This window comes from Paenibacillus oenotherae (assembly GCF_019443105.1).
GTDB lineage: Bacteria > Bacillota > Bacilli > Paenibacillales > Paenibacillaceae > Paenibacillus_Z > Paenibacillus_Z oenotherae.
Window position 1 is genome coordinate 13,345 of record NZ_JAHZIJ010000005.1, and the last position, 19,324, is coordinate 32,668.

13 protein-coding genes are annotated in these 19,324 nt (G+C 51.2%); 4 read left to right on the plus strand and 9 right to left on the minus strand.

The annotated features are described in order from the left end of the window. Position 1 precedes the first annotated feature (1 nt). Positions 2–1,882: a stalk domain-containing protein gene (locus tag K0T92_RS09345; protein ID WP_219872199.1), complete on the minus strand. Its 1,881-nt coding sequence runs from the start codon at positions 1,880–1,882 to the stop codon at positions 2–4. Between the two features lie 43 nt (positions 1,883–1,925). Beyond that, entirely contained in the window at positions 1,926–3,041 is a 1,116-nt protein-coding gene (locus K0T92_RS09350; RefSeq protein ID WP_219872200.1) for a S1C family serine protease, read from the minus strand. A 361-nt stretch (positions 3,042–3,402) separates the two neighbouring features. Here K0T92_RS09350 and K0T92_RS09355 point away from each other — a divergent pair, with 361 nt between their 5' ends. Further along, the gene (locus tag K0T92_RS09355; RefSeq protein ID WP_219872201.1) at positions 3,403–4,371 is read left to right on the plus strand and encodes a sugar phosphate isomerase/epimerase family protein; all 969 of its coding nucleotides are present in this window, start codon (positions 3,403–3,405) and stop codon (positions 4,369–4,371) included. Between the two features lie 91 nt (positions 4,372–4,462). Here the strand turns inward: K0T92_RS09355 and K0T92_RS09360 are convergent, their stop codons facing one another. Continuing rightward, a complete protein-coding gene (locus K0T92_RS09360; protein WP_219872202.1) occupies positions 4,463–4,681 on the minus strand; it encodes a hypothetical protein in 219 nt (72 codons plus the stop codon). Positions 4,682–4,960: 279 nt separating this feature from the next. On the opposite strand from K0T92_RS09360, the gene K0T92_RS09365 reads away from it, so the two are divergent. Next, entirely contained in the window at positions 4,961–6,571 is a 1,611-nt protein-coding gene (locus K0T92_RS09365) for a nitrite/sulfite reductase (RefSeq protein WP_219872203.1), read from the plus strand. Positions 6,572–6,690: 119 nt separating this feature from the next. Here the strand turns inward: K0T92_RS09365 and uvrA are convergent, their stop codons facing one another. Together uvrA and uvrB are read right to left on the minus strand one after the other, a co-directional pair. After that, the gene (uvrA, locus tag K0T92_RS09370; protein ID WP_219872204.1) at positions 6,691–9,576 is read right to left on the minus strand and encodes an excinuclease ABC subunit UvrA; all 2,886 of its coding nucleotides are present in this window, start codon (positions 9,574–9,576) and stop codon (positions 6,691–6,693) included. Positions 9,577–9,634: 58 nt separating this feature from the next. Beyond that, positions 9,635–11,635: an excinuclease ABC subunit UvrB gene (uvrB, locus tag K0T92_RS09375; RefSeq protein ID WP_219872205.1), complete on the minus strand. Its 2,001-nt coding sequence runs from the start codon at positions 11,633–11,635 to the stop codon at positions 9,635–9,637. Positions 11,636–11,930: 295 nt separating this feature from the next. Between uvrB and K0T92_RS09380 the strand changes: the two genes are divergently transcribed. Both K0T92_RS09380 and K0T92_RS09385 read left to right on the plus strand, forming a co-directional pair. Next, the gene (locus K0T92_RS09380; RefSeq protein ID WP_219872206.1) at positions 11,931–12,725 is read left to right on the plus strand and encodes a flagellar motor protein; all 795 of its coding nucleotides are present in this window, start codon (positions 11,931–11,933) and stop codon (positions 12,723–12,725) included. Beyond that, positions 12,709–13,485 carry an OmpA/MotB family protein gene (locus K0T92_RS09385; RefSeq protein WP_219872207.1) on the plus strand — a complete coding sequence of 259 codons (777 nt, stop codon included), beginning with the start codon at positions 12,709–12,711 and terminating at the stop codon, positions 13,483–13,485. Before K0T92_RS09380 ends, K0T92_RS09385 begins: the two co-directional genes overlap by 17 nt. A gap of 1,337 nt (positions 13,486–14,822) precedes the next feature. Here the strand turns inward: K0T92_RS09385 and K0T92_RS09390 are convergent. The 4 genes from K0T92_RS09390 to K0T92_RS09405 all read right to left on the minus strand — a co-directional run bounded on the left by K0T92_RS09390 (position 14,823) and on the right by K0T92_RS09405 (position 19,324). Further along, positions 14,823–14,966: a hypothetical protein gene (locus tag K0T92_RS09390; RefSeq protein WP_219872208.1), complete on the minus strand. Its 144-nt coding sequence runs from the start codon at positions 14,964–14,966 to the stop codon at positions 14,823–14,825. Positions 14,967–15,115: 149 nt separating this feature from the next. After that, entirely contained in the window at positions 15,116–16,417 is a 1,302-nt protein-coding gene (locus K0T92_RS09395; RefSeq protein WP_425517643.1) for a PDZ domain-containing protein, read from the minus strand. A gap of 95 nt (positions 16,418–16,512) precedes the next feature. After that, positions 16,513–17,985: a S41 family peptidase gene (locus tag K0T92_RS09400; RefSeq protein WP_219872209.1), complete on the minus strand. Its 1,473-nt coding sequence runs from the start codon at positions 17,983–17,985 to the stop codon at positions 16,513–16,515. Positions 17,986–18,142: 157 nt separating this feature from the next. After that, on the minus strand, positions 18,143–19,324 hold the full coding sequence (locus K0T92_RS09405) for a murein hydrolase activator EnvC family protein (protein ID WP_246628037.1): 1,182 nt from the start codon (positions 19,322–19,324) through the stop codon (positions 18,143–18,145).

Here is a 19,324-nt window from a genome sequence, read left to right on the forward strand (position 1 = left end):
ATCAGTTCGTGAAGGTGAAGGATTGGATCGTTTCGTTCATGCGCGCAATATTCGCTTCAGAGTAATGAGCATCGTACGTAATGGAATTCAAAGCGTACAGGTTCCCATTCTTCTCAAAAATATAAATCTCTGAAACATACGGCTGTCCTTCCTCGATGTTGTCAAAATGAGCCGTAAGCTTCATCGCTTGAAGGCCATTGATCGTCACGGCCTCCGTATTCTTAGTGATCTTGCCGTCGCCCTCTTCAACGGAAGCCCGGAAGGATTGAATAAAGTCCGATACCTTCATCGATTCGAATATTTCAATATAAAGGATCCCGACACCTGTGTAATAGAGCACGCTGTCTTCCTCAAAATCTTTGAACGTGCCGATCCAATTTTTGTTCAGATCAATGGAATAGCCATATTTCTTGCTAGTCTTCGTCGTTTTGCCACGATCAACGGCGGGATCGAATTCATTCTCAATGCCAATGAAATTCTCCTCTACGTAATCGGTGTCCAGATCGACAGATGCCATAATATCCTTGAACAGCTTCTCCGAATCCTTCTCAAGCAGAACCGAATAATCCAGCTCATATTGGAATCCGTCGACAACCATAAGCACATCATACTGCTTGTACCAGGTCTTGGTATCCCACGTGTATTCATAGGTTAATACTCGAGCTTCCCCATCCTTTAATGTCAGGCTCGACTCGGTCATATTCCGCATATAGTTCGGCGCATAGTTGGCTGTCCGGAACGCCTTATTGCGCGCGTATACTTTCTCTGCTGAATCCTCCTCGGCCAAGGAACTGATCGAAGCGTTAAATATACTTTCATCATTGTTGTAAAAGGAAGGACTCGATCCTTCCGTATCGCGATACCAATCCACCGGCAGGCGGACTGATAGTCCGTATTCCTTATCCTCAAAGGAGATGAAGCCGTCTTTCACCTTCGTTATATCCTTTAATGAACGATCATTCTTATTAAAAGAAGGCTTGAAACTGTCCATGAAGCTCTGGACTGTGCTCAGCTTGCTCTTGTTGTCCGCCTTCATTCCGGCAGCAACGATGTACAAGCGGTTATCCTGCTGAATTGCCCGGTATTCGAAGAACCAGCCATCCCGGTCCCGGCTGATGATTTTCTCGAAGGCTAGACCGCCTATCTTAATGGATGTCTTCTCAACAGCGAATTCACTTCCATAGAAGTATTCGGCAATTTCCTGGCGAAGCTCCTCCTTGGAAAGTGTCTCTTCGACTGTCTTGATCCATATGTTTATCGCAGACTCGCCATTCGCGTTCTCCCAGCTCGTCCATTCCCCGTTATCGCTTGAAGCTCCAAGTACAAGATTGCTAGGATAATTAGCCGACCAGTTATGATAGCTGTCTCCGATCTTCGTCTTGCCAGCGTCAGGGTTGATCCCCCCGGTATTGCCGCTGCTGGAGAGGCCGCTTGCCTTCGATCCCTTGATCGTAATTTGCTTGCCCTTCAAATCCAGGGCAGCACCGAATGCCGATACGATGACCCGCAGCGGCACCATCGTTACATTGTTGACAATACGCGGCTCGGCCGTAAGTGTAATCGGTGCCCCGTTAACTTTTACTGTTTTGCTGCCAATCGTCAGAATGACGGAAGTCCCATTATAAGAAAGGGTTATAATTTTGTTGTTTTCCAGCGTTAGACCCGCTCCAAACGCCTTCGTAATGACGCTTATCGGCACCATGGTCGTGCCATTGGTTTGAAACGGCTTCTGGATGACAGACTCTACACCATTGACCGAAAGCGTCGGGCTTCCGATAGCGAGCTTAATTTCTACTGCTTCTCCTGCAGCTCCGGCAACTGCCGGAGCAAGCGCTGCAAGCAGGCAAATCGTTAGTATAATTGTACATAGTCGTCTTAGCATTTGTTCTTACCTCTCCCTGAAATAAGATGTTCTTTCCAAACCGTTACCCTTGAACCAAAGTAAGCTTGCGCTTGATCAGATCTCCATCGGACTGGAGCATGACTTCAATCTGCTGTCCTGGCAAATAGCCTTTAAGCAGTTCATTCAGCTCCACGATCGATGTAATCCCCTTGCCTCCAACAGAATAAAGAAGGTCGTCCTGTGCGATCCCCGCCTTGCTGGCTGATTCGCTTTCTACAGCTTTCACCTTGAGCGGCTCCGTCGTCGGCAATCCGACTATAGCTGCCCAGCTTTCCTCCAGCTCCAAGCCTAGTGAAGCGCGGTTCACTTTGCCATATTTGAAGAAATGGTTCACAACATAACGCACCGTGTCGCTCGGTATCGAGAAGCCAAGGCTCTCGATGCCCTCACTGACAAATTTGAGCGAGTTGATTCCGATTACCTCACCCTTCAAATTGACAAGCGGTCCGCCGCTGTTGCCCGGGTTAATAGCCGCATCTGTCTGAAGCAGCTTGTAGGCGGATGAGATAGAGCGGTTCATGCCGCTCAATATCCCCGTCGTCGCTGTGTTGCGGAGGGAGAAGGAGACCGGTGTGCCGATTGCGATAACCGTTTCTCCCATCTGCAATTTAAGCGGGTCAGGCGCAAATACTGCTGTAGGCAGCTTCGAAGCATTGATCTTGACCATCGCCAAATCGCTTAGTTCGTCGAAGTGCGTAATTTTGCCCTCGAACTGCTTGCCGTCCGCTGTAACGACTACGAGATTCTTCATGCCTTTCACAACATGCGCATTCGTCACAATCCATCCGTCAGCCTTCCAGACAACACCAGTTCCATGCGCCAGCGCATAACGGTCATCACTGCTGCTGTCCCCAGGCTTGCCGATTATGGCCACAACTGAAGGCGACACTTTCTTAATGACATCAGGCACGGCGGATGCCGGCGTATAGGTGTAGCTTTTGGTTGTCCCATTGTAAGTGCCTGTTCCGCCAAGCGCTTTGGTCAGCGAGCTTGCTTTGACATACACTTCCCCATTGATAACCTTTGCTTCTAGTGAATGCCCGCCCGTACCCGCGCCGCCTGCCGCCAGCGATGTGCCTGCCAGCAGCAGCACTCCGGCAGCCAGGCCCGCAATAAGGCGAAGCCACTTGTTGCTCATTCTTGCTCCTCCGTTCGAATCATCATTCATGATAGTTAAAATATGCTAGATTTAGCTATGCTAACCTTACTATAGAACCTTCCATGTTTCAAACTAATTCTATAGAAACTCCAGTTAAAAAATTGCTAAAGGGCGTATACGCTAAAATGATGCTTTTCTGTTTTCGATTCCCACAGACTATTGGACACAAACCAGTATATTCGCTTTTTATACAATGCTTGCCGCGCTTTCATTTTTTGCTCAGTTCATATGCCATTTTGTTATTTACTACCCCGCCGACTTATACTTCTATATGGCACGTGATATAATGAAGACATATACAAGCAAGCTACTCAATTGAACCGGGAGGTTAATGTAACTTATGAAACTTGGTGTATTTTCCGTTCTATTCTCACAAAAAACGCTGGACGAAACGCTCGATTACATCGCTGCTAAAGGACTTGACGCCATCGAAATCGGTACAGGCGGATATCCGGGCAATGCTCACTGTGATCTTGATGGTCTGCTTGCCGATGAGAGCAAGCTGCAAGCATTCAAGGCTGCTGTTGATTCACGCGGCATCACGATCAGCGCGCTTAGCTGCCACGGCAACCCGCTCCACCCGCAAAAAGATATTGCAAGCGCAGATGATGCTGTCATCCGCAAGACGATTCAACTGGCCTCCAAGCTTGGCGTAGCTGTAGTGAACACATTCTCCGGCTGCCCTGGCGACCATGAGGACGCCAAATATCCGAATTGGCCGATCGCACCATGGCCGAATGACTTTCAAGAAATTCTCAAATGGCAATGGGAAGAGAAAATCATTCCTTACTGGACCGAGATCGGCAAGCTGGCTGCAGAGAACAATGTGAAGATCGGCTTGGAGCTTCATGGCGGCTTCTCCGTCCACAGCCCGGCTACATTGCTTCGTCTGCGTGAAGCTGCTGGCGATGCAATCGGCGCTAACCTTGATCCAAGCCATATGTGGTGGCAAGGAATTGATCCGGTGCAAGCTATACATATTTTGGGACGCGCTGGCGCCATTCACCACTTCCATGCGAAGGATACTTCCATCGACCCTATCAACGTCAACCATCATGGCGTAACGGACATGCAGTCCTACTCGCTGATGCTCGACCGCGCATGGCAGTTCCGTACTGTCGGCTACGGCCATGATATGAAGGTCTGGGCTGATATGATCAGCGCCCTTCGTCTTGTCGGCTACGATTATGTAGTCAGCATCGAGCACGAGGATGGCCTTATGTCTGTTGACGAAGGCTTCACCAAAGCTGTACAAAACCTGCAGCAGATTCTGATCCGTGAGCCGCTTGGCGAAATGTGGTGGGTGTAAGCAGCGTTGCATAACGAAAAAAGCCGCCGAAGTCTTGTCCAATACAAGACTTCGGCGGCTTATTATTTGTTCACGCATCAATGTCGATGAACTACTCGCCCAACCACACTTTAAAGATCATGATATAGTCGGCAAATAGGAACAAGCCGAGTGCAACAGTCGTAAATCCGAGCGCGAAGATGTTCTTCTTCGGCCGAGCCATTGCAAGGCGAATCCATCCGATCAGAATAACTACTGTGAACAGCAGCATCATGATATCAAACGGATCGAACTTATCAACTGCCTTTGCAGCTTCTTCAGCAAGAAACATGGGGGTGCCTCCTTTTTTCGCACGTTGCCTATCTTAGTTTATGTTAGCCGTATCCCGCCTTCGATGCAAGTGCGAAATGCGAATCGTAACAAGTTTGTCACCAATTGAGGATGGTTTATTTCATTATAACCGCAGTAAATGCTTCATATAACAAACTCTTATAGCTATGCACCGGACATCCATTGTCGCTATCCACAAAATATGTTACCATTCTCGTAGTATATTCATACCTGAATCGTCGGATTTCAAGTATGAGCCCAACCTAAGGAGGAACAAACAATGGCGTATGAAGCCGTTTGGATGAAAGACCCGTCCAAATTGAATAAATTCGAGTTCGTCAAGATGGAGAAAGATGGCCTGGACGTTATTCGCACGATCATCGACCAGTATGCAGCAGAAGGATACGACTCCATAACAGAAGATGATATGAATCGTTTCAAATGGGCTGGAGTTTATGAGCAAAAACCGCGTGACGGGCACTTCATGATGCGTGTTCGCATCAATACCGGTATCATTACCTCCGAGCAGGCACGTGCACTCGCTTCGATCGCCCGTGATTACGGCCGTGACCTGATTGATGTCACTACCCGTCAAGCCATTCAGTACCACTGGCTGCGCGTAGAGCATCTGCCAGATATCTTCAAGCGTTTGGAAGCGGTCGGCCTTTATTCGTATGAAGCTTGCGGCGACTGCCCGCGTACCATCGTAGGCAATCCGCTTGCCGGCATTGACAAGGACGAGCTGATGGATACTCGCGAGATCGTTGAACAGATCAATGATTTCTTCCTGATGAATCGTGATTTCTCAAACCTGCCCCGCAAATATAAAATGTCCATCTCTGCCAACATTTATAACAATGCTCATGCAGAGATTAACGATCTGGCTTACGTTCCGGCTACGAAAGTCATTGACGGACAAGAAGTTATCGGCTTCCATGCCTATGTAGGCGGCGGCTTGTCAGCGAAGCCTCATCTCGCTCAAGAGCTTGATATTTTCATTCGCCCGGAAGAAGCGCTTAAAGTTGCCATTGGCGTAACGACGATATTCCGTGACTACGGCTATCGTGAGAAGCGCCATCAAGCCCGTCTCAAATTTCTCGTTGCTGACTGGGGCCCTGAGAAGTTCAAAGAGAAGCTGATTGAGATTATTGGCGACATGCCTTCCAAAGGCGAGAGCAAAATTGCCGGTTGGAACGCCGTATACTATGATGGCGTATACCCGCAAGCTCAAGAAGGATTGAACTTCATCGGCTTGAACGTTCCAGTAGGCCGTACAAACGCTGATGAGTTCGAACAGTTGGCAGATGTTGCCGATCAATACGGAGACGGCAAAATCCGCACGACGATGTCCCAGAACATTATGCTGAGCGGCATCCCGACTGAGAAAGTCGAAGAAGCGCTTAAAGCACCTGTTCTTCAACGCTTGTCCCCAAATGCGAAGCACTTTATGAGCCGCACTGTCTCTTGCACAGGCAACGAGTTCTGTAATCTCGCTGTCGTCGAGACGAAGGTTCGTGCGGTCCGCGTTGCTGAATATTTGGATGCCAACGTAGAGCTGGATGAGAAGATCCGCATCCACTTCATTGGCTGCCCGAATGCTTGCGGTCAGAAGCATATCGCTGACATCGGTCTTCAGGGCTCGCTTGTGAAAACTCCTGAAGGCATGGTTGATGCATTCGATATCGCTGTTGGCGGTATTCTCGGACCAGGAGCGAAGTTTAACCAGGCGCTTAAAGGCCGTGTGAAAGGCGACGATGTTGCAGAAGTTCTCGCTAAGCTGATCCTGTTCTACAAGGAAGGCCGCGAGTCTGGCGAATCGTTCCACAACTACGTCAACCGTGTAGGCGTACCTGCATTCCAAGAGAAACTAACCGAAATTTTGGCTGGTTAATTAATAATCCTCTGCTTAGGCGCTTCGAGTGCCGCCGCAGAGGATTTTTTGATTCATAATAGCCCCTTCACAGAATACTGCATCACTCTGTGAAGGGGCTATTCCTGCTGCTGTATGTTCTACTCCGAGCGACCCGCTGCAACGCCTTCTGCTGCCTGCTGCCCAGCAATCGTCCGTTCACGGTCACGCGCGAGAATCGGCTTCAAGTAGCTGCCCGTGTAAGAGCCGTCCACCTTGACGACCTGCTCCGGTGTGCCGACTGCTACAATCTGTCCGCCGCCGTTGCCGCCTTCAGGACCCAGATCTATCAGATAATCGGCCGTCTTGATTACATCAAGATTATGCTCGATTACGAGTACGGATTCTCCCGACTCAACTAAGCGGTGCAGGACGATGAGCAGCCGGTCAATATCGTCGACGTGCAAGCCAGTTGTGGGCTCGTCAAGAATATACAAGGTCTTGCCGGTGCTCCGCCGATACAGCTCTGCCGCGAGCTTCACGCGCTGCGCCTCGCCGCCGGAGAGAGTCGTTGCCGGCTGGCCAAGATTCATATAACCTAGCCCGACATCAAGCAAGGTTTGCATCTTGCGATGGATGCGGGGAAGGTTCTTGAAAAACTCGCACGCATCCTCAATAGTCAGTTCCAGAATATCGGCAATGCTCTTTCCCTTATACTTCACTTCCAGTGTCTCGCGGTTATAGCGCTTGCCCTTACAGATCTCGCAAGGAACATAGACATCGGGGAGGAAATGCATCTCGATCTTGATGATGCCATCTCCGCGGCATGCCTCGCATCGGCCGCCCTTCACATTGAAGCTGAATCGGCCCTTCTTGTAGCCGCGCACCTTCGATTCGTTAATCGTAGCGAACAGATCGCGTATATCATCGAAAACACCGGTGTACGTAGCCGGATTGGAGCGCGGTGTACGGCCGATCGGCGATTGGTCGATATCGATAACTTTCTCGATATGCTCCAGTCCGCGAATTTCCTTATGCTCACCTGGACGAACCTTCGCTTTATTGAGGTCGCGTGCCAGCGTCTTATACAGAATTTCATTCACCAGCGTAGATTTGCCGGAGCCCGATACACCTGTAACAGCTGCAAACACACCCAGAGGTATCTTCACATTAAGGCCGCGAAGGTTATTCTCCTTCGCCCCGCGCACCTCCAGCCACTTGTCCGTCGTCGCACGCCGCTCCAGCGGAACCGGAATGAATCTGCGCCCGCTCAGATAGGCTCCTGTAAGTGAGTTCTCGTCCGCCATGACCTCCTGCGGAGTTCCCTTGGACATCACTTGTCCACCGTGAATTCCCGCTCCTGGCCCGATATCGATAATATAATCCGCAGCAAGCATCGTATCCTCGTCATGCTCTACCACGATGAGCGTGTTGCCGAGATCCCGCATATGCTCAAGCGTCTGGATCAGCTTGTCATTGTCCCGCTGATGCAAACCGATGCTGGGCTCGTCCAGAATATACAGGACACCCATCAAGCTCGATCCGATCTGTGTCGCGAGCCGGATACGCTGCGCCTCGCCGCCGGATAGCGTTCCCGCCGCCCTGCTGAGCGTCAAATACTGCAATCCGACATTGACGAGAAATCCGAGACGGCTGTTGATCTCTTTGAGAATCAGGTTAGCAATTGTCATCTCTTTCTCATTGAGCTCCAGCGCATCGAAGAAGCGCTGCGCTTCGCCTATGGAAAGCGAAGTAACGAAGGAAATATTCTGGCTCCCTATCGTGACAGCCAGACTTTCTTTGCGAAGCCTGTGTCCTTTGCAGCTGCTGCACGCCTTCGCACTCATGTACTGCTCGATGTGCTCGCGAATACCATCAGATCCCGTCTCCCGATAACGGCGCTCCAAATTGTTCACGATGCCTTCGAAAGGCACATACGCCTCCTTGGAATGACCGAAATCATTCTCGTAACGGAAACGGACACGCTCTCCTCCGGTCCCATACAGCAGCTTCTTCATATGTTCAGGGGACAGTTCGCTAACAGGCACGTCTCTGGGAATGCTGTAGTGCTGGCATACGGATTCAAGAAACTGCGGGTAGTAGTTGGAGGTGCTGCCCGCCCATGCTTCAAACGCACCCTCCTGAATCGATTTGCTGTTGTCTGGCACCAGCAGTTCAGGATCGACGATCATCTTCATGCCAAGTCCGTCACATTCCGGACAAGCTCCATAAGGGCTGTTGAAGGAGAACATCCGGGGCGCCAGTTCATCAATGCTGAAACCGCAGGAAGGACAGGCCAGATTAGAGCTGAACATCAGCTCTTCCTTCTCCATCACATCGATAAGCACTTGTCCGTCCGATAATTTGAGCGCCGTCTCGATGGAGTCAGCCAAACGGCTATGAATATCCTCTTTAACGACAATCCGGTCAACAACGACCTCGATGCTATGCTTCTTGTTCTTCTCCAGCTCAATCTTCTCGCCGAGCTCGCGCAATTCGCCATTGACGCGGACCCTTACGAATCCCTGCTTCTGAATATCTGCAAGCAGCTTCGTATGCTCGCCCTTGCGTCCTGAGACAATCGGCGCCAAAATTTGCAGCTTCGTACGCTCCGGATACTCCATGATCCGGTCCACCATCTGCTCTATCGTCTGCGATGTGATCTCAATCCCATGCTCCGGACAATGCGGCTTGCCGATACGGGCAAAGAGCAGCCGCAAGTAATCGTAGATCTCCGTGACTGTGCCCACAGTCGAACGCGGATTCCGGCTTGTCGTCTTCTGATCAATAGAGATAGCCGGGGACAAGCCATCGATTGAATCTACATCCGGCTTCTCCATCTGGCCCAGAAATTGCCGTGCATATGCGGATAATGATTCAACGTATCGGCGTTGCCCCTCCGCATAAATCGTATCGAACGCAAGCGATGATTTGCCTGATCCGCTCAAGCCCGTCAATACAACAAATTTGTCGCGCGGGATGGTCACATCGATATTTTTTAAATTGTGGGCTCTGGCCCCTTTAATAATAATCGAATCACTAGCCACAGTTTCTCCTCCTAAACGTCTCCCGCAGGAAAACGAACTTCGTAACTTGTATACCTATTCAGCCCATCTCCGCCTTGAGTTCAAGAAGTGCGTCACGAAGCTCGGCAGCCCTTTCGAACTGCAAATCCTTCGCGGCCTGCTTCATCTCCTCTTCGAGACGCTGGATGAGCTTCTGACGCTCTTTCTTCGACATCTTGTCGATGTTCGAGCCCGCCAAGTAATCACTCTTCTGCTCGGCAACCTTCGTCGCCTCGATAACCGCGTGCACTTTCTTGCGGATCGTCATTGGCGTAACGCCATGCTTCTCATTGTGCGCGATCTGAACGCTTCGCCGCCGTTCTGTCTCCGAGATCGCTCTGTCCATAGAATCGGTCATCTTGTCGCCGTACATAATGACGCGTCCATCCGAGTTCCGGGCCGCCCGTCCAATCGTTTGTATGAGAGAGCGCTCGGAGCGGAGGAATCCTTCCTTGTCCGCATCCAGAATGGCCACAAGCGAAACTTCTGGCAAGTCCAGGCCTTCCCTCAGCAGATTGATCCCAATTAGCACATGGAATACGCCAAGACGGAGATCACGCAGAATAGACAGCCGCTCCAGCGTCTTAATATCGGAATGAAGGTAACGAACCTTAATGCCGACCTCCTTCATGTAATCGGTCAAATCCTCCGCCATCTTCTTCGTCAGCGTCGTAACCAGCACACGCTCGTCACGGGCAATCCGGTCGCGAATCTCGCCAAGCAGGTCATCGATTTGCCCTTTGGTCGGACGCACTTCAATGATAGGATCAAGCAGGCCGGTTGGCCGGATAATCTGCTCTACCATCGTCGGACAATGCTCCAGCTCATAAGGGCCGGGAGTCGCCGAAACGAAAACAATCTGCTTCAATTTCTCCTCGAACTCCTCGAAACGCAGCGGCCTGTTGTCCATCGCTGAAGGCAGGCGGAAACCGTGGTCGACCAGCACTTCCTTCCGAGCGCGGTCACCATTGTACATAGCCCGTATTTGCGGCAGCGTGACATGAGACTCGTCCACAACGATCAGCATATCGTCAGGAAAATAGTCCAGCAGCGTATAGGGCGTTGCCCCCCGCTCGCGGAAGGTCAATGGACCCGAATAATTCTCGATGCCGGAGCAGAAGCCCATCTCCTGCATCATTTCGATATCATAGCGTGTCCGCTGCTCCAGCCGCTGCAGCTCCAGCAGCTTGCCCTGCTCCCGCAGCTCGGCCAGCCGTTCCTCAAGCTCTGCCTCGATGTTCTTGACAGCTACCCGCATTGTATCCTCATGTGTAACAAAGTGAGAGGCCGGGAAGATCGCCGTGTGCTCACGCTCCCCTATAATCTCTCCCGTCAAGACGTCGATCTCCGTGATCCGTTCAATCTCATCGCCGAACAATTCCACACGAATAGCCCGCTCGTTGTTCGCTATCGGGAAAATTTCGATTATGTCGCCCCGCACACGGAACGTACCCCGTGCGAAGTTGATGTCATTGCGCTGATACTGAATATCGACCAGCTTGTGCAGAATCTGATCCCGTGACTTCTCCATCCCGGTACGCAGACTGAGCACCATGCTTCCATATTCATTGGGAGAGCCGAGACCGTATATGCAAGACACACTGGCTACAATAATGACGTCACGGCGTTCAAACAAGGAACTGGTAGCGGAGTGGCGCAGCTTGTCGATCTCATCATTGATGCTGGAGTCTTTCTCGATGAAGGTATCAGAGGACGGAATATAGGCTTCCGGCTGGTAGTAGTCGTAGTAGCTTACGAAATATTCAACGGCATTGTCGGGGAAAAATTCTTTAAATTCGCTGCACAGCTGCGCGGCAAGCGTCTTGTTGTGCGCAATAACAAGCGTCGGACGATTCAGCTTCGCGATCATGTTCGCAATGGTATACGTCTTGCCTGTTCCTGTAGCGCCGAGCAGCGTCTGATACCTGGCGCCCTCATGTATCCCTGCTGTCAACCGCTTAATGGCCTCCGGCTGGTCGCCCTGCGGCGTGTATTCGGACTTAAGTTCGAATACGCCGGGCTTCATTACTTTCTCAGACATGACTTCATACACCCCAATCCTGCAATATCTATGAATAAAGACCTATTTACTTGTATACCCATTTATCCCGATAAAATAGACAGTACGTCTTGTTGCGACGAGATGTTCTATTGTCCTGCATCCAAGAAGCCGATTGGCCGGCAATGCTGCCTGCCATCGACAAGCATAAGAATATGTGTTCCCATCAATTATACCGATTTTGCCCTTGTGATGCAATCGTTGTTATTCGTGGCAAAGTCGGGCGGTTTATGGATTAACGCAGCTGATAATATGAGATGGAGAGTGAATCGTTCAGATGGATGTAACGACAGTCATTGGCATTATCGCGGGATTGCTTTCGCTATTCTTAGGGTTTATATGGGATGGCGGGCATGCGGAAAGTCTCTTTGAGAAGACAGCTGTGCTCATTGTATTCGGAGGCACGTTCGCCGCTGTCGCAGTCAGCTTCCCGTTAAGCAAGCTCAAGCAAATCCCCGATTCCCTGCGGTTTGCATTCGGCAAATCCTCTCCCGATACTCTCAAAATGATCGACCGCATCGTAGATATGGCCACCATTGCCCGTCGCGAAGGCGTGCTTGCCCTGGAGAATCAGGCTGTCGAGGTGGAGGTTCCTTTCCTCCGCAATGGATTGTTAATGGTCGTTGACGGTACAGATCCTGAGCTTACACGTGAAATTCTGGAGCTTGAAATCGATGCCATGGAACGCAAGCGCGAAGGTCAGGCCAAAATATTCGAAGCGGCAGGCGGCTACGCGCCAACGATGGGAATTATCGGTACAGTTATGGGACTGATCCATGTCCTGAGCAACTTATCCGATCCCGGCACGCTCGGGCCATCCATAGCGGTCGCTTTTACAGCTACCTTGTATGGAGTCGCAAGCGCGAATGTCATCTATTTGCCGCTGGCGTCAAAAATCAAAATGAATACCCAGGAGCATGTGCAAATGCTTGAGCTCATGCTTGAAGGCATACTGGGTTTGCAGGCCGGTGAAAATCCGCAACTGATCCGCAAAAAACTGACTTCCTTTATGCTGCTGGAGCCGGAAAATCCGCGGGCGAAGAAGGTGGAAGACAATGCGCCGAAGGAGTAGAAAGAAGCAGCAGCCGCAGGAGAATCATGAGCGATGGCTAATTACCTATGCGGATCTGATTACACTGCTGATGATCTTTTTCGTTGTTCTGTATGCGATGAGTCAGCTTGATATTAAAAAATACGATGTGCTTGCCCAATCGCTGCAGCTGGAGTTCCGCAAGTCGGATACGGTGCTGGAGATGGGCTCCGGTCTGACAGGGTCTCTTGATCCCGCCAAACAGCCCGAACCGGCGAAAACCGCCGAGAAGGTGGAGGACCCGGAGAAGGAACGATTGGAAGCGCAGAAGCAACGTAAGGAACAGGAGCTTCAGGATCTATTTAAGGTCATTCAATCCTATGTGAAGCAGAACCATCTGGAGAACCTGGTTTTTGTCGCGGATACGCCGGAAGGAATTACGATCCGACTGTCCGATAAATTTCTGTTCGATCTCGGCAAAGCCGATCTCAAAAAAGGCGCTTTTCCGGTACTCGCCAAAATGGCCAGCCTGTTTAAGCAGCTGGACAACATTATCAGCATCGAGGGACATACCGATAATTTGCCGATTCAGAAGGGTGGCGCTTATCAGGATAACTGGGGGCTGTCGGCAGGCCGATCGCTCGCTGTACTCCGGTATTTCGTCGATGAGAAGAAGCTGGAGCCGAAAAAATTCAAGATTGCCGGTTACAGTGATACCCGGCCAGTCGCTCCAAACACGACCGAAGCGAACCGGCAGAAAAACCGCCGCGTTGAAATTACGGTACTGCGCAGCGGGCAGTAGACGAGCTATCAAGCGGAGCCATGCTGCACGCTCCAATAACCCGCCGATCTAACCGCCAGCATCCGCTCATTTGTGATCTACTTTAAGTTCGTCCTGCCAACAAAAGTACTAGCCTTCTGCAAGCCCGGTACCTACCGGGCTTGTTTTGTTATAGGACGTAAGGAATGTTAACATTCGTGCATTCGACAAAATGTAAGCGTTTTAAAATGGTTATTAACTATCATATCTGGATTTCATGACATGTGCTATATTATGGCTGCAGCTGCAATATTGCGAAATAAGGCGGTGGTCGAAAACGAGCGATGATTGCTACCCAGGTGTGCGCACAAGCAGCAACGAGATGTGGACAGTGGACGGCAATAACGATTTTACCAATTTGAGAGGAACGGTGATCTAATGATAGCTGGAAAACCAAAGTTCTGGATGATGGCCATATTGATCCTATGTGTGGTATTCGCGCCAATAACCGCTCAAGCGGGGTCGGCAAGCGGCCCTACAGGGACTGCCATTTTCACTTTTTCCAATGCTACTTTTTCCTGGACCGTGTATCCGATCTTCCCGATCCCGTACTATAGTACAACAAATACAACAGGGACGATTGATATTTACCGAATCGTGGGCGGCTCAGAAATCCAATATAGAGTAATCAATGTCGGCTTTAATAATCCTGGGGACACCAGTTACACTTCCGGGAGCCGCCCCTGTGGCCTTCCTGCAGGAACTTACAAAGCATATTTACGCACATTTGTGACCCGAAACTCGCCGCCAATCTCTACTATCTCAATGCCTGTTGTTTCCGAAACGTTTACAGTTGCTTCTTCTTCTCCAATCCCCTGCTATACTAACTTCTAACCCGTCAATTTAGACGAAATAAGTTGTCTTCGCAAAAAATGGGCTGTCCCATAAGCAGATTATTATCGTTTTGGACAGTGATTACTTCAAGATTAGTAAAAAGGCGCGAGCGACAGTGGTATTTCCCCCCTGTCGCTCGCGCTTCTTGGTTCATGCACCCCCACTACTGAGCAGGTTCGCCGCTATATTGCATCGACAATGACCGTTCCTGGGGGTTCCCCCAGCGTTGCCTTTCACCTTTCTCCAATTGAGGTGAAAGCAGCGTGACAGAGTAAGAAGCCTGCGAATGTGCATGAATTTCGGTTCCAAGACGCCTTAATGGCAGAATTCCTGCGATCATGCATGAATTTCAGGAGAAATCAGCCGATAAGAGAAAACGAAGGTGAAATGCCTGCACGCTGGCAGGAATTTCACCTTCATGGGGTCAGAAATGAGAAAAAAGCTGCCGTTTCGCATGTTTCACATGTTTCGCCTGGCTCGCATCTTTAGCATCTCGCATGCCTCGGCGTTTGAATGACGAATCGTTCTCTGGTGAGAAGCACGTCAACAGACTGATGATCGCAGGCATCCACATCGGACAGCTTCTTAATTATACCGCTTACGCCAGCCTCATCACTGAGCACCGCCATATTGCCTCGCTTTCACAACGGCCTGAGGGGGTTATCCCAAAACCCAAAAGGGTAGGCCCGAGTGAGTCAAACCCATAAATTGCACAAGGAACCTTCATAACCACTATAAAAGTGGATCTGAAGGTTCCTTGTTAACCCTTTACTACCGCTTATGAAGAGACCGACGTCCCTTCCCTCCGTCTTGCAAGCCTGCCCCGCCGAATCAGATCAAGCAATGAAGCGGGACGCGCTGCGGCATAATAGCCGGCCCTCTCGTCCGGGGCCAATATGACGCCAAGCTGATGGTGCTCGCCCGCATATCTCGCCCGCTGCACAAACTTGATGTGCCCTTCATGATTCAGCACCTCCAGCTTGCAGAAAGCGGAGTTGACGTGCAGGGCGGCATACAGCTCTTCAATCTTGCGCACTCTTACGCCATTCACTTTGTGCAGAATCTCGCCTGCGAGGATGCCCATCGCCTCTGCCGGCGTGCCCGGAATGACCGCCAGCACGCACAGTCCCCGATCATCATGCACATAGATCGGGCTTCTCGCCTCTTCTTTAAGAAAGCTGACAAGCAGCAGCAGCTCATGCAGCAGCAGCGCACAAAGCGCTGCAGGCAATGTGAGCGGCGACCAGAACGCCGAACCGATCGCCAGTGCGGCAACAATCAGCCCATACAGAAGCAATGCTTGCGAGGCCGCCCGTGCCTTGACTTCCGGCAGCAGCGTTCGCGTCAGTTCCGTAAAACCGATCATCATCGGAAAACCGACCATCGTCCAGCCCATGCCAATTGTTCCGTCCCCTAGCAGAGTCGCCCATGGGAGTGATGCCTCAGCGCCGCTCCCTGCCGCTGCCGGAACCAGCATCAGCATCGGCACAGGCCAATAGCCCTGCAGCGCGTAAGCGCCCACGAGCTTCCCGCGCTTGCCCTCAAGAAACAGCGGACTGGCAAACCGCGCTCCCTGCCAGCGAATAAGCAGCGCTTCCGCCACATGCATCAGCGCCACAAGAACCAGCAGCCCCGGTATATCCAACCGATCCAAGGAAGCCGCCGCTGTCCCCAGCCAATCTCCCCGTTCCGCTAGCGGCGACCAGCCCAGTCCCCATTGCAGAACGCCGAGCAAGCCGGCCGCATAAGCAAAACATAAATATCTGACGCGAATGACAGCCAGCAGCGCAGCGGTACCCCACATCCACAGAACAGCCTCTCCTGTCACCGAGACGCCCAGAAACAATCCGGCACAGGAGGCAATTACCCCTACAATCAAACCGGCAAGCATCGTTCTTCCCAGCTGCCTTGGCCAAGCACGCAGCCGGACATGGAACAATTTGCGCTCCAGCCGGGTCTGTCTCATATATTGAAGCATGATAAGCAATATCGCCAAATAATAGAACGGTGACAACAGCAATTGCACTGCCGCTGTGCCAGCCAGTCGGAGCACTTCCCATACAGCGTCCAACGCCTCCACTCCCTCCTGCAAAAAAAAAGAAGGCTGCGCCACGATTCCTTCGCAGCTTCAACCTTCTACTTGTTCGACACGGGCTTAATAAAATCCTGCCTGCATTATTGGCCGTTTCCGAGTTTCTCCTTCAGCGTGCTAACCGCCTTGGCCAGCTGCGCATCATTCTTCTCGTCTTGAATTTTGTCCAGCAGCTTCTCCTCCAGCTTCTCGGCTGTCTTCTTATCCACCTTGCCCGTTGCGGAAAGACCGGCCGCCCTCTGGAATGACTTGACGCTCTTCTCCGTTGCAGCACTGAAATATCCATCCTTGCGGTCGGTTTCGTAGCCGAGACCGCTCAGCATAATTTGCATGCTGCGAATATCTTCACCAATCGTATCCGGCTCTAGCGTCTTCGCTTTAGATAAGCGGGCTACCGTGTAATAATCAGGTGGCAATACTTCTACGTCAGGCTTCAGCCCTTTCTCGTGCACCCAATTGCCAAGTGGAGTCAACCATTTTGCAATCGTCATTTTCAACAGGCTTCCGTCGCCTGTCGCTTTGTCATAGCTGACCTGCACGGTGCCTTTACCGAATGACGTCTCACCGACGAGAATCGCGTTCGCGCCTTCCTTCAATGCGCCGGCAAGCACCTCTGAAGCACTCGCACTTCCTTTATTCATCAACACCGCAACAGGGTATTTCTTGCCTGTTCCCTTGGACAATGTTTTGTCCCGTTCGCCATCGCGATCCTCAACCTGCACGATTGGCTGCCCTTTAGGTATGAACGGCTGTGCCACAGAAACAACGACAGGCAGCACACCACCTGGATTGTTCCGCACATCGATAACAAGCCCCTTCATTCCTTGCTCCTCCAGCTTGGCAAGCTCTTCCTCGAAGCGCTCCCCCGTATTAAGTGAGAATTGACGGATTTCGATAACGCCAACCCCGTCTTCCTTGCGATAGTGAGCATAGACCGTCTCGTAGTCTATATCATCGCGCACAATTACGAGCTGGATCGGCTGCGACGCTCCCGCTCGCTGGATCGACAGCTTCACCTTGCTTCCTTTGGGACCACGGATCTTGGCGACTGCATCATTGAGCGTCAGCCCATGAAGCTGCTCTCCATTGACCGATAGCAATACATCCTTGGCCTGCACACCCGCGCGCTCCGCCGGCGAGCCTTTAATAGGCGAAACAACCGTGACCTTATTATCCACAAGCGTGACTTCTGCACCGATCCCGGTAAATGAGCCTTCCACCGACTCAGAGAAATGCTGGGCAACATCCTTCTCCATATAGACGGAGTACGGATCGCCGAGCGATTCCATCATGCCTTTAATTGCGCCGTCAAGAACCTTCGTACGATCGGTGTCGCGAAAATATTTGGTCTCGATCAGCTCCACAACTGCATTCAGCTTGTTAAGCTCCTTCTCACTGATGGCGACACCTCCGGATTTGTCAGAGGAGGCTGCGCCTGCAGCGGCACCGCCGCTTTCAAGCAGTATCCAGCGATCAGCAAACGTTAACGTCACCAGTACAGTAGCTGTAATTGTCAGTAAAATAAACGCCGCAACTGTGCGTCCCTTGAATTGCACACCATCACCACCTTATCATTCAGTACCCGTATATCAGAATACTTCAATCTATTGACCAAGCGCAAATACGAACAACTCTCCTAGTATATGACAAGCCGCACCCATTTATTTGCGTTTAGGGTACGGCGTCATAAAAAATTGGGACTTCATCCCATATTTATCGGAGGTAGGACGTCGGATTAACAGGCTGTTCATTCTTGCGGACCTCGAAGTGAAGATGGTTGCCGGTCGATACACCTGTGCTGCCGACCTCGGCAATCTTCTGCCCGCGCTTGACGGTCTGTCCCTTTTCAACCATAATGCCGTCCTCGCGGATATGGCCGTAAAGAGTCCATAGCCCGGCGCCATGATTGATGATGACACAATAACCATAACCGCTCCACCATTGCGCGACAATAACGACACCGGATTCAGCCGCATAGATCGACGTTCCTTTAGGGGCTGCCATATCGATGCCGTTATGCGTCTTTCTCTTGCCCGTGACAGGATGGATACGGGTTCCGAAGCCCGAGGACAGCGTATAGCTGTCCCTCAGCGGAAGCGCCAGCTTGCCTCCGGTATAATAGGTTTTCACCTTGCGCTTCTTCTCTTCAAGATCCGCCTCGGCCTTGGCCAGCTTCATGAGCTGCTCTGCCGATTTCTCGCTGATTTCCTCAAGCTCTTCGACTTTCTCATTATAATGAAGAATCATGACTTCCTTCTCGCTCTCCTTGTTCACCAGGAGCGACTTATAATCTTCGAGCTTGCCGTACATCGCCCGGACTTCTTGAAGAGAAGTCTCGATTTCCTGCTTCTTCGCAGCAACAAGCTCCTTCTCATGATTATAGTTGTCCAGCAATTCCCGATCCTGGCCCAGGATCGACTTCAGCGCGTCAAAACGATCCAGGAAATCCGTAAAGCTAGTCGCGCTCATCAGAACATCCAAATAAGAGACAGAGCCCTTCGTATACATTAGGCGAACACGAGATTGCAGCAGCTTGTCCTGATTGACAATACGCTCCTCCGCCGCCTGCAGTTCTTCCCCCGCCTGAAGCAGCTTGGCCTCACGCGCCTGAATCTGCTGCTGTGTGTCAAGCATCTGAGTGCCTACCGTATCAATTTGCGCCATAATCTCATTGATTGACTTCGCCGTCTGTTCCTTCTGCGCCAGCACATTTTCACGCTCTTTGTCGGCGTTGACACGGCTTTGCTTGGCATCGGCCATCTCTTGACGAACCTTGGCCAGTTCTTTATTAATTTTATCCACCTGAGAGGCGGCTTCCCCACCGAATGGTTGAAAGATAAAGGCTGCGAATACGATTACGGTCAGGATGGCAAGAGCTTTTCTCACGTTAACCAT

Excerpts from the sequence above, each read along its gene's own strand:
- K0T92_RS09350 (WP_219872200.1), bottom strand. The coding sequence starts at position 3,041 with ATGAGCAACAAGTGGCTTCGCCTTATTGCGGGCCTGGCTGCCGGAGTG.
- K0T92_RS09405 (WP_246628037.1), bottom strand. The coding sequence starts at position 19,324 with ATGGTTAACGTGAGAAAAGCTCTTGCCATCCTGACCGTAATCGTATTC.
- K0T92_RS09390 (WP_219872208.1), bottom strand. The coding sequence starts at position 14,966 with ATGGCGGTGCTCAGTGATGAGGCTGGCGTAAGCGGTATAATTAAGAAG.
- K0T92_RS09380 (WP_219872206.1), top strand. The coding sequence starts at position 11,931 with ATGGATGTAACGACAGTCATTGGCATTATCGCGGGATTGCTTTCGCTA.
- K0T92_RS09365 (WP_219872203.1), top strand. The coding sequence starts at position 4,961 with ATGGCGTATGAAGCCGTTTGGATGAAAGACCCGTCCAAATTGAATAAA.
- K0T92_RS09355 (WP_219872201.1), top strand. The coding sequence starts at position 3,403 with ATGAAACTTGGTGTATTTTCCGTTCTATTCTCACAAAAAACGCTGGAC.
- K0T92_RS09385 (WP_219872207.1), top strand. The coding sequence starts at position 12,709 with ATGCGCCGAAGGAGTAGAAAGAAGCAGCAGCCGCAGGAGAATCATGAG.
- K0T92_RS09360 (WP_219872202.1), bottom strand. The coding sequence starts at position 4,681 with ATGTTTCTTGCTGAAGAAGCTGCAAAGGCAGTTGATAAGTTCGATCCG.
- K0T92_RS09345 (WP_219872199.1), bottom strand. The coding sequence starts at position 1,882 with ATGCTAAGACGACTATGTACAATTATACTAACGATTTGCCTGCTTGCA.
- uvrB (WP_219872205.1), bottom strand. The coding sequence starts at position 11,635 with ATGTCTGAGAAAGTAATGAAGCCCGGCGTATTCGAACTTAAGTCCGAA.